Annotated in this window: 6 protein-coding genes; all 6 read right to left on the bottom strand. The window is 66.8% G+C overall.

Annotated elements, in window-relative coordinates; genetic code table 11:
* Nucleotides 1-89: 89 nt before the first annotated feature.
* The 6 genes from fusA to rpoB all read right to left on the bottom strand — a co-directional run bounded on the left by fusA (nt 90) and on the right by rpoB (nt 12,099).
* On the bottom strand, nt 90-2,216 hold the full coding sequence (gene fusA / locus AQJ54_RS01220; protein ID WP_030317328.1) for an elongation factor G: 2,127 nt from the start codon (nt 2,214-2,216) through the stop codon (nt 90-92).
* Nucleotides 2,217-2,255: 39 nt separating this feature from the next.
* Nucleotides 2,256-2,726 carry a 30S ribosomal protein S7 gene (gene rpsG / locus AQJ54_RS01215; protein WP_007384059.1) on the bottom strand — a complete coding sequence of 157 codons (471 nt, stop codon included), beginning with the start codon at nt 2,724-2,726 and terminating at the stop codon, nt 2,256-2,258.
* Between the two features lie 2 nt (nt 2,727-2,728).
* The gene (rpsL, locus tag AQJ54_RS01210; protein WP_003948652.1) at nt 2,729-3,100 is read right to left on the bottom strand and encodes a 30S ribosomal protein S12; all 372 of its coding nucleotides are present in this window, start codon (nt 3,098-3,100) and stop codon (nt 2,729-2,731) included.
* Nucleotides 3,101-3,824: 724 nt separating this feature from the next.
* Nucleotides 3,825-4,475 carry a DUF1707 and DUF4190 domain-containing protein gene (locus tag AQJ54_RS01205; RefSeq protein WP_428843769.1) on the bottom strand — a complete coding sequence of 217 codons (651 nt, stop codon included), beginning with the start codon at nt 4,473-4,475 and terminating at the stop codon, nt 3,825-3,827.
* A 138-nt stretch (nt 4,476-4,613) separates the two neighbouring features.
* Entirely contained in the window at nt 4,614-8,513 is a 3,900-nt protein-coding gene (locus AQJ54_RS01200) for a DNA-directed RNA polymerase subunit beta' (RefSeq protein WP_062233013.1), read from the bottom strand.
* 100 nt (nt 8,514-8,613) lie between these two features.
* Nucleotides 8,614-12,099, bottom strand: a complete 3,486-nt coding sequence (gene rpoB / locus AQJ54_RS01195) for a DNA-directed RNA polymerase subunit beta (RefSeq protein WP_062023372.1) — start codon at nt 12,097-12,099, stop codon at nt 8,614-8,616.
* Nucleotides 12,100-12,560 lie beyond the last annotated feature (461 nt).

Below are 12,560 nucleotides of genomic sequence, written 5' to 3'. Positions count from 1 at the left end.
AGCCTCGGCCCGGGGGCACTCCCCCACAAATGCGGGTGAATGCCCCTCCGGGCTCCGGAGTCAAGCCTAAAGCGTGCGAACGCGGTGCGTTACTCGCCCTTGGCCTTCGCGATGATCTCCTCGGCGACGTTCCGCGGAACCTCGGCGTAGGAGTCGAACTGCATCGAGTAGCTTGCGCGACCCGACGTCTTGCTGCGGAGGTCTCCGACGTAGCCGAACATCTCCGAGAGGGGCACGAGGCCCTTCACGACGCGGGCACCGGCCCGCTCCTCCATGGCCTGGATCTGACCACGGCGGGAGTTGATGTCGCCGATGACCTCACCCATGTAGTCCTCGGGCGTGGTGACCTCGACGGCCATCATCGGCTCGAGCAGCACGGGGGACGCCTTGCGCGCGGCCTCCTTGAAGGCCTGCGAGCCGGCGATCTTGAACGCGAGCTCGGAGGAGTCGACCTCGTGGTAGGCACCGTCGATGAGCGTGACGCGGACGCCCGTCATCTCGTAGCCCGCCAGGATGCCGAACTGCATGGCCTCCTGCGCACCGGCGTCCACCGAAGGGATGTACTCCTTCGGGATACGGCCACCGGTGACCTTGTTCACGAACTCGTACGAGGCGTCGCCGCCCTCGATGGGCTCGATCGCGATCTGCACCTTGGCGAACTGACCGGTACCACCGGTCTGCTTCTTGTGGGTGTAGTCCACGCGCTCGACGGCCTTGCGGATCGTCTCGCGGTACGCGACCTGCGGCTTGCCTACGTTGGCCTCGACCTTGAACTCACGGCGCATACGGTCGACCAGCACCTCGAGGTGCAGCTCGCCCATACCACCGATGATGGTCTGGCCGGTCTCCTCGTCCGAGTGGACCTGGAAGGAGGGGTCCTCCTCCGCGAGACGCTGGATGGCGACACCCAGCTTCTCCTGGTCACCCTTGGACTTGGGCTCGATGGCGACCTGGATGACCGGCGCCGGGAAGTCCATGGACTCCAGGATCACCGGGTTCTTGTCGTCGGACAGCGTCTCACCGGTGGTGGTCTGCTTCAGGCCCATGACGGCGACGATGTCGCCGGCGCCCACCGACTCGATCTCCTCACGCTTGTTCGCGTGCATGCGGTAGATCTTGCCGATGCGCTCCTTCTTGCCCTTGACGGAGTTCAGCACGGCGGAGCCGGACTCCAGGCGACCGGAGTAGATCCGGACGAAGGTGAGCTTGCCGAGGTGCGGGTCGCTCATGATCTTGAACGCCAGCGCGGACAGCGGCTCGTCGTCGGACGGCTTGCGCTTGACGACGACCTCGGGGTCCTTGACGTCGTGGCCCTCGATGGCCTCGACGTCGAGCGGGGTCGGCAGGTAGCGCACGACCGCGTCGAGCAGGGGCTGGACGCCCTTGTTCTTGAACGCGGTGCCACAGAACACCGGGGTGACGGTGACGCCGTCGGACTTGCCGGACGCGATGGTGATGCGACGGATCGCGGCGTACAGCTGCTCCTCGGTGGGCTCCTGGCCCTCCAGGAACAGCTCCATGATCTCGTCGTCGTTCTCGGCGACGGCCTCGACCAGCTTGCCGCGGTACTCCTCGGCGGCCTCGGTGTGCGTGGCCGGGATGTCGACGACGTCGTACATCTCGCCCTTCGCCGCCTCGGCGGACCACACGAGCGCCTTCATGCGGACCAGGTCCACAACGCCCTTGAAGTCCATCTCGGCGCCGATCGGCAGCTGCATGACGAGCGGGACGGCACCCAGACGGTCCGAGATCATGTCCACGCAGCGGTGGAACTCGGCGCCGGTACGGTCCAGCTTGTTCACGAAGCAGATGCGCGGCACACCGTAACGGTCGGCCTGACGCCACACCGTCTCGGACTGCGGCTCCACACCCGCGACACCGTCGAACACCGTGACGGCACCGTCGAGGACGCGGAGCGAACGCTCCACCTCGACCGTGAAGTCGACGTGCCCGGGGGTGTCGATGATGTTGATCGTGTAGTCGTTGTCCTCGAGCGGCCAGTGACAGGTGGTGGCAGCAGAGGTGATCGTGATGCCACGCTCCTGCTCCTGCTCCATCCAGTCCATGGTGGCGGCGCCGTCGTGGACCTCACCGATCTTGTAGCTGACGCCGGTGTAGAAGAGGATCCGCTCGGTGGTGGTCGTCTTGCCCGCGTCGATGTGGGCCATGATCCCGATGTTGCGGACCTTGGCCAGGTCAAGTGAAGTGGTAGCCATAAGGCTTCGGTCTTCTCTCGGTCTCGATGGGGTCTGCGACTACCAGCGGTAGTGCGCGAAGGCCTTGTTGGACTCGGCCATCTTGTGGGTGTCCTCGCGCTTCTTGACGGCCGCACCGAGGCCGTTCGAAGCGTCGAGAAGCTCGTTGAGCAGACGCTCGGTCATGGTCTTCTCGCGACGGGCGCGGGAGTAACCGACCAGCCAGCGCAGCGCCAGGGTGTTGGCGCGGCCGGGCTTGACCTCGACCGGCACCTGGTAGGTGGCGCCACCGACACGGCGGGACTTGACCTCAAGCGTGGGCTTGATGTTCTCCAGCGCGCGCTTCAGCGTGATGACCGGGTCGTTGCTGGTCTTCTCGCGCAGGCCCTCCATGGCGCCGTACACGATGCGCTCGGCGGTGGAGCGCTTGCCGTTCAGCAGCACCTTGTTGATGAGCGACGTGACAAGAGGAGAACCGTAGACCGGGTCGATGATGACCGGGCGCTTCGGGGCGGGGCCCTTACGAGGCATTCTTACTTCTCCTTCTTGGCGCCGTAGCGGCTGCGGGCCTGCTTGCGGTTCTTGACACCCTGGGTGTCAAGGGAGCCGCGGATGATCTTGTAGCGAACACCGGGCAGGTCCTTCACACGGCCGCCGCGCACGAGCACGATGGAGTGCTCCTGCAGGTTGTGTCCCTCACCCGGAATGTAAGCGGTGACCTCGATCCCGCTGGTCAGACGCACACGCGCGACCTTACGCAGGGCCGAGTTCGGCTTCTTCGGGGTGGTCGTGAACACACGCGTGCAGACGCCGCGACGCTGAGGGGAACCCTCGAGTGCGGGCGTCTTGTTCTTCTCGACCTTGTCCTGCCGGCCCTTGCGGACCAGCTGCTGGATCGTAGGCACTACTTCTCCGGTTTCTGTGTGCCGAATGGTGAAGCTAACCTGGAACGTCGCCGACCCACGCGGTCGGGTGTGTCGAATCCGGCGGACTCCCGCCGCAAGGCGAAAAGAGCACAGATTACGGTGGCCGCTCACAGCTCGCGATGCGGTTGAAGGCACGCACGAGAGCCAGGGCACACCCCAGGCACAAGGTCTGAGCGTACCTAGCTCATTCGCTGCGGTCAAAACAAATGGGGTCGGGCCGCATCGTTATGCACTCCATGTCAAGCCCCTACGCCGCGGACGATCTTCGATTTCACAATCCGCACATGTGAAGGCACAGCCCGGCATGCCTCACCCGGGGGCGAGACCAGCCCCCGCCAAGCCCACCCGGAGGCGAGACCGGTCCCCCGCCAGACCCCCACCCACAGCCGAGCCGACCGCTCCCGCGGGGGCCGCCGGGGCCGCCGGGGCCGCCGGGGCCGCCGGGGCCGCCGGGGCCGCCGGGACGGAGCTACCGCCACCGCCAGGACCGCACGAGCAAGCCTCGGCGGGGGCGGTGGTGTCGACTGCGGGTGAGCTACCCCCATGGCCAGGACCCGGGAGGCAAGGCCACGGTCCCCCTGAGGACCACTCGCAAGCAAACCGCCGCCCGGCCCCACCCGCAGGCGCCATCACCACCAGGTCCCCGGCACCGCCCCCACCCAAACCACCCGCAGGCGAGCCCCACCGCCCACGCCAAGGTCGCTCACCCGGAGGCAAGCCCCACCGCCACCATCAGCGTCACCAGCACCGACCACGCGGCGACCGAGAGCCAGCCCAGCACCAGCCCGATCAGCGCGAGCCCGTCGCCGCTCTCCCCCGTCCGCTCCATCTCGGCGCGCGCCGCATGCCCGAGGATCACCGCGGGGATACCGGTGAACCCGATCGTCGGCACGCACAGCAGCCCGCACACCGCGGCTCCGACCGCCTTCCCGTTCGCCCGCGGCCGCGGAGTCGGCATGAACGTCCGGGGTACGGCGGTGAAAGGCGCCGGCTGCGGCACGGGCCCGAGCGGCAGATCGGACACGAGCAGCGCCAGCTCCCCCACGGTCCGCGCCGCGTACGCCCGCTCCACCCGCTTGTCGAACTCGCCCTTCTCCAGCCGCCCCTCGCCGTACCCGGCCCGCAATACGTCCACGGCCCGCTCACGGTCGGCATGGGAGGCGAGCATGGCGGAGGCACCGGGATACGCCGAGGTGCCGGGGTGCGGGGCCGCGTACCCGGGCCAGGGCCTCGCCACAGGGCCGCGCGCACCGGTCCAGGGCCGGGCGGCCGGAACGTCCGCCGGAGCGTCTCTGCCCGGCCCTGACGGCCACTCGTCCTTGTCCTGCCACGACTGCCACGACGGTTGCGACACGGAGCACCCCCTGAGAGGTCGAATGCCTCCATGATGCTCCAACGCTGCGATACCGGGACAGGTTCCGCAGAGACGGCCCCCGTCCACGCCGAAGGGCGGCCACCCCAAAGGGTGACCGCCCTTCAACAAGGGACTCGCTTACTGGTTGTACGGCCCGTAGTCGTAGTCCTCCAGCGGAACAGCCTGGCCGGACCCCGTGCCGAACGGCGAGTAGTCGATGTCGTCGTAGCCGACGGCCGAGTACATCGCGGCCTTGGCCTCCTCGGTCGGCTCCACCCGGATGTTGCGGTAGCGGGACAGACCCGTACCGGCCGGGATGAGCTTACCGATGATGACGTTCTCCTTGAGGCCGATGAGGCTGTCGGACTTGGCGTTGATCGCCGCGTCCGTCAGGACTCGGGTCGTCTCCTGGAAGGAGGCGGCCGACAGCCAGGATTCCGTCGCCAGCGAGGCCTTGGTGATACCCATCAGCTGCGGACGACCGGAGGCCGGGTGACCGCCCTCCTGGACCACACGACGGTTCTCGGTCTCGAACTTCGAGCGCTCGACCAGCTCGCCGGGCAGCAGCTCGGCGTCGCCGGACTCGATGATCGTCACGCGGCGCAGCATCTGCCGGATGATGATCTCGATGTGCTTGTCGTGGATCGACACACCCTGCGAGTTGTAGACCTTCTGGACCTCGCCGACCAGGTGGACCTGGACGGCACGCTGGCCCAGGATGCGCAGCACGTCGTGCGGGTTGGTGGCACCCACGGTGAGCTTCTGGCCCACCTCGACGTGCTCGCCCTCGCTGACCAGAAGACGCGCGCGCTTCGAGATCGGGAACGCCGTCTCGTCGCTGCCGTCGTCCGGCGTGATGACGATCTTCTTGGTCTTCTCGGTCTCCTCGATCCGCACGCGGCCCTGGGCCTCGGAGATCGGGGCGACACCCTTCGGGGTACGGGCCTCGAAGAGCTCGACGACACGCGGCAGACCCTGGGTGATGTCGTCACCGGCCACACCACCGGTGTGGAAGGTACGCATCGTCAGCTGGGTACCGGGCTCACCGATGGACTGGGCGGCGATGATGCCGACCGCCTCACCGATGTCGACCAGCTTGCCGGTGGCCAGCGAGCGGCCGTAGCACATGGCGCAGGTGCCGACGGCGGACTCGCAGGTCAGGACCGAGCGGGTCTTGACCGTGGAGACACCGTGGCGGACCAGCTCGTCGATGAGCACGTCGCCCAGGTCGGTACCGGCCGGGGCCAGCACCTTGCCGTCGACGACGATCTCCTCGGCGAGGCAGCGCGCGTACACGGACGTCTCGACGTCGTCCGCCTTGCGCAGCACGCCGTCCGCGCCGACCTCCGCGATGTTGAGCTTGAGGCCGCGGTCGGTGCCGCAGTCCTCCTCGCGGATGATGACGTCCTGCGAGACGTCCACCAGACGACGGGTCAGGTAACCCGAGTCGGCGGTACGCAGGGCGGTGTCGGCCAGACCCTTACGGGCACCGTGCGTGGAGATGAAGTACTCCAGCACGGACAGGCCCTCACGGAAGGACGCCTTGATGGGACGCGGGATCGTCTCGTTCTTGGCGTTCGACACCAGACCACGCATACCGGCGATCTGCCGCATCTGCATCATGTTTCCTCGGGCACCCGAGTCAACCATCATGAAGATGGGGTTCGTCTTGGGGAAGTTCTCGTTCATCGCCTCGGCGACCTCGTTGGTCGCCTTGGTCCAGATCGCGATGAGCTCCTGAGTGCGCTCTTCCTTGGTGATCAGACCGCGCTCGTACTGCTTCTGGACCTTCTCGTCCTGCGCCTCGTAGCCCTTGACGATCTCCTTCTTCGCCTCGGGAACGACGACGTCGGAGATGGCCACGGTGACACCGGAACGGGTCGCCCAGTAGAAGCCGGCCGCCTTCAGGTTGTCGAGCGTCGCCGCCACGATGACCTTGGGGTAGCGCTCGGCCAGGTCGTTGACGATCTCGGAGAGCTGCTTCTTGCCCACCGAGTAGTCGACGAACGGGTAGTCCTCGGGCAGCAGCTCGTTGAAGAGCGCGCGGCCCAGGGTCGTGCGCAGCCGGAAGCTGTCGCCCGTCTGGTACTCCGGCTCGCCCTCCTCAGCCACCGGCGGCGTCCAGCCACGCGGCGGGATGGTGCCCACCGGGAAGCGGATGTCGACCGGCGACTGGAGCGCCAGCTCACCGGCGTCGAACGCCATGATCGCCTCGGCCGTGGAGCCGAACGCGCGGCCCTCGCCCTTGGTGTCACGCAGCTCGCCGTCGGTGGTGAGGAAGAACAGACCGAGGACCATGTCCTGGGTCGGCATCGTCACCGGACGGCCGTCGGCGGGCTTGAGGATGTTGTTCGAGGACAGCATCAGGATGCGGGCCTCGGCCTGCGCCTCCGCGGACAGCGGCAGGTGCACGGCCATCTGGTCACCGTCGAAGTCCGCGTTGAACGCGGTGCAGACGAGCGGGTGGATCTGGATGGCCTTGCCCTCGACCAGCTGCGGCTCGAAGGCCTGGATGCCGAGGCGGTGCAGGGTGGGAGCACGGTTCAGCAGAACCGGGTGCTCGGCGATGACCTCTTCGAGGACGTCGTACACGACCGTGCGGCCGCGCTCCACCATGCGCTTGGCGCTCTTGATGTTCTGCGCGTGGTTCAGGTCGACCAGGCGCTTCATCACGAACGGCTTGAAGAGCTCCAGCGCCATGGCCTTCGGCAGACCGCACTGGTGCAGCTTCAGCTGCGGACCGACGACGATCACGGAACGCGCGGAGTAGTCCACACGCTTGCCGAGCAGGTTCTGACGGAAGCGGCCCTGCTTGCCCTTGAGCATGTCGGACAGCGACTTCAGCGGACGGTTGCCGGGGCCCGTGACCGGGCGACCACGACGGCCGTTGTCGAAGAGCGCGTCGACGGCCTCCTGGAGCATGCGCTTCTCGTTGTTCACGATGATCTCGGGCGCGCCGAGGTCGAGAAGCCGCTTCAGGCGGTTGTTGCGGTTGATCACACGGCGGTACAGGTCGTTCAGGTCGGAGGTCGCGAAGCGGCCACCGTCCAGCTGCACCATCGGGCGAAGGTCCGGCGGGATGACCGGCACGCAGTCCAGCACCATGCCCTTGGGGCTGTTGCTGGTCTGGAGGAACGCGGAGACGACCTTGAGGCGCTTGAGCGCACGGGTCTTCTTCTGGCCCTTGCCGGTACGGATGATCTCGCGGAGACGCTCGGCCTCCTCGTCGAGGTCGAAGGACTCCAGGCGCTTCTGCAGCGCCGCGGCACCCATCGAACCGTCGAAGTAGGTGCCGAAGCGGTCCCGCAGCTCGCGGTAGAGCAGCTCGTCACCTTCGAGGTCCTGGACCTTGAGGTTCTTGAAGCGGGTCCACACCTCGTCGAGACGGTCGATCTCGCGCTGCGCACGGTCGCGCAGCTGCTTCATCTCACGCTCGGCACCCTCGCGCACCTTGCGGCGCACGTCGGCCTTGGCACCCTCGGCCTCCAGCTCGGCCAGGTCGCTTTCCAGCTTCTTGGCGCGGGCCTCGAGGTCGGCGTCGCGGCGGTTCTCGACCTGCTGGCGCTCCACGGAGACGTGCGCCTCCAGGGAGGGCAGGTCGCGGGTGCGGCGCTCCTCGTCGACGTACGTGATCATGTACGCCGCGAAGTAGATGACCTTCTCCAGGTCCTTCGGAGCGAGGTCGAGCAGGTAGCCCAGGCGCGAGGGAACGCCCTTGAAGTACCAGATGTGGGTGACGGGAGCGGCCAGCTCGATGTGGCCCATCCGCTCACGACGCACCTTGGCGCGAGTGACCTCGACGCCGCAGCGCTCACAGATGATGCCCTTGAAGCGGACGCGCTTGTACTTGCCGCAGTAGCACTCCCAGTCCCGGGTCGGACCGAAGATCTTCTCGCAGAAGAGTCCGTCCTTTTCGGGCTTGAGGGTGCGGTAGTTGATGGTCTCGGGCTTCTTGACCTCGCCGTGGCTCCACTGACGGATGTCGTCAGCGGTGGCCAGGCCGATCCGGAGCTCGTCGAAGAAGTTGACGTCGAGCACTATGCGTCAATCCCTCTCAGGGTTGTAAGTCACGGGGTCTGATACGGGGGTCCTGGGGCCGGCCGGAGGATCCTCACCAGGTCCTCCGGCCGGACTCCCGTCAGACCTCTTCGACGCTGCTCGGCTCGCGCCGGGACAGGTCGATGCCGAGCTCTTCCGCAGCGCGGAAGACGTCCTCGTCGGTGTCGCGCATCTCGATGGACATGCCGTCCGAGGACAGCACCTCCACGTTGAGGCACAGGGACTGCATCTCCTTGATGAGCACCTTGAAGGACTCGGGGATGCCGGGCTCGGGAATGTTCTCGCCCTTGACGATGGCCTCGTAGACCTTCACGCGGCCGGTCACGTCGTCGGACTTGATGGTCAGCAGCTCCTGGAGGGCGTACGCGGCGCCGTAAGCCTCCAGCGCCCACACCTCCATCTCACCGAAGCGCTGGCCACCGAACTGGGCCTTACCACCCAGCGGCTGCTGGGTGATCATCGAGTACGGACCGGTCGAGCGGGCGTGCAGCTTGTCGTCGACCAGGTGGTGCAGCTTGAGGATGTACATGTACCCGATCGAGATCGGGTCCGGGAACGGCTCACCGGAGCGGCCGTCGAACAGCCTCGCCTTGCCGGTGGGCTGCACCATGCGCTCGCCGTCCCGGTTCGGGATGGTGTGCTGGAGCAGACCGGCCAGCTCGTCCTCGCGGGCACCGTCGAAGACCGGGGTCGCGACGTTGGTGCCGGGGGCGACGGAGTCGGCGCCGATCGCCTGGAGGCGCTGCGCCCAGTCCTCGGCGAGGCCGGAGACGTCCCAGCCGCGGCTGGCGAGCCAGCCGAGGTGGATCTCCAGGACCTGTCCCGGGTTCATTCGGGACGGGACACCCAGCGGGTTGAGGATGATGTCGACCGGGGTGCCGTCCTCCAGGAACGGCATGTCCTCGATCGGCAGGATCTTCGAGATGACACCCTTGTTGCCGTGCCGGCCGGCGAGCTTGTCACCGTCGGTGATCTTGCGCTTCTGCGCCACGTACACGCGCACCAGCTGGTTCACACCGGGGGGAAGCTCGTCGCCCTCCTCGCGGTCGAAGACGCGGACGCCGATGACCTTGCCGGTCTCGCCGTGCGGCACCTTCAGCGAGGTGTCACGGACCTCACGGGCCTTCTCACCGAAGATCGCGCGCAGCAGGCGCTCCTCCGGCGTCAGCTCGGTCTCACCCTTGGGCGTGACCTTGCCGACGAGGATGTCACCGGCGATGACCTCGGCACCGATGCGGATGATGCCGCGCTCGTCGAGGTCGGCGAGGACCTCCTCGGAGACGTTCGGGATGTCCCGGGTGATCTCCTCGGGGCCGAGCTTGGTGTCACGGGCGTCGACCTCGTGCTCCTCGATGTGGATCGAGGAGAGGACGTCGTCCTGCACGAGGCGCTGCGACAGGATGATCGCGTCCTCGTAGTTGTGACCCTCCCACGGCATGAACGCCACGAGCAGGTTCTTGCCCAGCGCCATCTCACCGTTCTCGGTGGCCGCGCCGTCGGCGAGGACCTGGCCCTCGATGACGCGGTCGCCCTCGTCGATGATGACCTTCTGGTTGACCGAGGTGCCCTGGTTGGAGCGGGCGAACTTGGCCAGGCGGTACGTGATGTACGTGCCGTCGTCGTTGGCGGTGGTGATGTAGTCCGCGGAGACCTCCTGGACCACACCCGCCTTCTCGGCCTTGACCACGTCGCCGGCGTCGACGGCGGAGCGGTACTCCATGCCGGTGCCGACGAGCGGGGCCTCGCTCTTGATGAGCGGGACGGCCTGACGCATCATGTTCGCGCCCATGAGGGCACGGTTGGCGTCGTCGTGCTCGAGGAACGGGATCATGGCGGTCGCGACCGACACCATCTGGCGCGGCGAGACGTCCATGTAGTCGACGTCGTCACCGGGGACGTAGTCGACCTCTCCGCCACGACGGCGGACCAGGACCCGGGCCTCCTCGAACCGCATGTCGTCGTTGAGCGTGGCGTTGGCCTGCGCGATGACGAAGCGGTCCTCCTCGTCGGCCGTCAGGTAGTCCACCTCGTCGGTGACCTGGCCGTCGACGACCTTGCGGTACGGCGTCTCCACGAAACCGAACGCGTTGACGCGGCCGTAGGAGGCGAGCGAGCCGATCAGACCGATGTTCGGGCCTTCGGGCGTCTCGATCGGGCACATGCGGCCGTAGTGCGAGGGGTGCACGTCACGGACCTCGAAGCCGGCCCGCTCACGGGAGAGACCACCCGGGCCAAGAGCCGACAGACGGCGCTTGTGGGTGAGACCCGACAGCGGGTTGTTCTGGTCCATGAACTGCGACAGCTGGCTGGTGCCGAAGAACTCCTTGATGGAGGCGACGACCGGCCGGATGTTGATCAGGGTCTGCGGCGTGATCGCCTCGACGTCCTGGGTCGTCATGCGCTCACGGACGACGCGCTCCATACGGGCCAGACCCGTGCGGACCTGGTTCTGGATGAGCTCGCCGACGCTGCGCAGACGACGGTTGCCGAAGTGGTCGATGTCGTCGGTCTCGACGACGATGTTCGTGCCGCTGTCGCCGACCGTCTCGGTCTCGCCCGCGTGCAGCTTCACCAGGTACTTGATCGTCGAGATGATGTCCTCGACGGTCAGGATGCCCGCGTCGAGCGGAGCCTCCGCACCCAGCTTCTTGTTGACCTTGTAACGGCCGACCTTGGCGAGGTCGTAGCGCTTCGGGTTGAAGTACAGGTTCTCCAGAAGCGTCTGCGCGGCCTCGCGCGTGGGCGGCTCGCCCGGGCGCAGCTTGCGGTAGATGTCGAGCAGCGCGTCGTCCTGGCCCTGGGTGTGGTCCTTCTCCAGGGTGGCGCGCATCGACTCGTACTCGCCGAACTCCTCGAGGATCTGCTCGGTGGTCCAGCCGAGAGCCTTCAGGAGCACGGTGACGGACTGCTTGCGCTTGCGGTCGATGCGGACACCGACCATGTCGCGCTTGTCGATCTCCATCTCCAGCCAGGCACCCCGGGACGGGATGATCTTGGCCGAGAAGATGTCCTTGTCGGACGTCTTGTCGATGGAGGAGTCGAAGTAGACACCCGGCGAGCGGACCAGCTGCGACACCACGACACGCTCGGTGCCGTTGATGACGAAGGTGCCCTTGTGGGTCATGAGCGGGAAGTCGCCCATGAAGACCGTCTGGGACTTGATCTCGCCGGTCTCGTTGTTGGTGAACTCGGCCGTCACGAAGAGCGGGGCCGCGTACGTGAAGTCGCGGTCCTTGCACTCGTCGATGCTGTTCTTCGGCGGCTCGAAACGGTGGTCGCGGAACGTCAGCGACATCGACCCGGAGAAGTCCTCGATCGGGGAGATCTCCTCGAAGATCTCCTCCAGACCGGACTTGGTGGGGACGTCCTGACCTGACTCCAGAGCCTCCTCGACCCGACTCTGCCAGGCGGTGTTCCCGAGCAGCCAGTCAAAGCTCTCGGTCTGCAGCGCGAGCAGGTTGGGAACCTCGAGAGGCTCCTTGATCTTTGCAAAAGAGATGCGCAGCGGGGCTGTGCTGGCGGCGTTGTTCGTATTCGCGGTCGAGGCAGTGCGCGAGGCGGCCAAGAGGGGGTCCTTCCGAGGGCTCGGACTCACTACGCGCTCCCCGGACCCTCTCCCACGGCACAGAGACAGCTATCGCCGATTTGGCCAGAAGGCCAGGTCAGAGATGGTCTGATCATCGATGCTGGGGCGAGGGCAGACCCCTGGTGACGGGCAGGGGACAGCTAACAGGCAGCGCAAAGGGTCAGTGTAGCCACTTGGCGCACTGATGTCCAGCCCCGCTTTTCTGCCCGGTCTTCAAAAACCCTCGTAGTCCTCAACGCCCTCGGCATGTCGCCCTCAACGCACGTTGATACTGCCCTCTTCGTCGCCGATCCATGCCTCGGATTCGGACCGTTCTGGCGACGCGTCCTGAGAATTGCGCGCTGCGTGCGGTTCGTCAAGGCCTCCCCGCCCGAACCCCGGGTTCGGGAGACACGACGAAGATCACCATACCCCTCGCCCAAGAGGTCGCAAGGCAACCG

The organism is Streptomyces griseorubiginosus, from assembly GCF_001514195.1.
Classification (GTDB): Bacteria; Actinomycetota; Actinomycetes; order Streptomycetales; family Streptomycetaceae; genus Streptomyces; species Streptomyces griseorubiginosus.
Note: the sequence above shows the minus strand (reverse complement) of the source record. Positions and strands in the feature narration are given on the sequence as shown.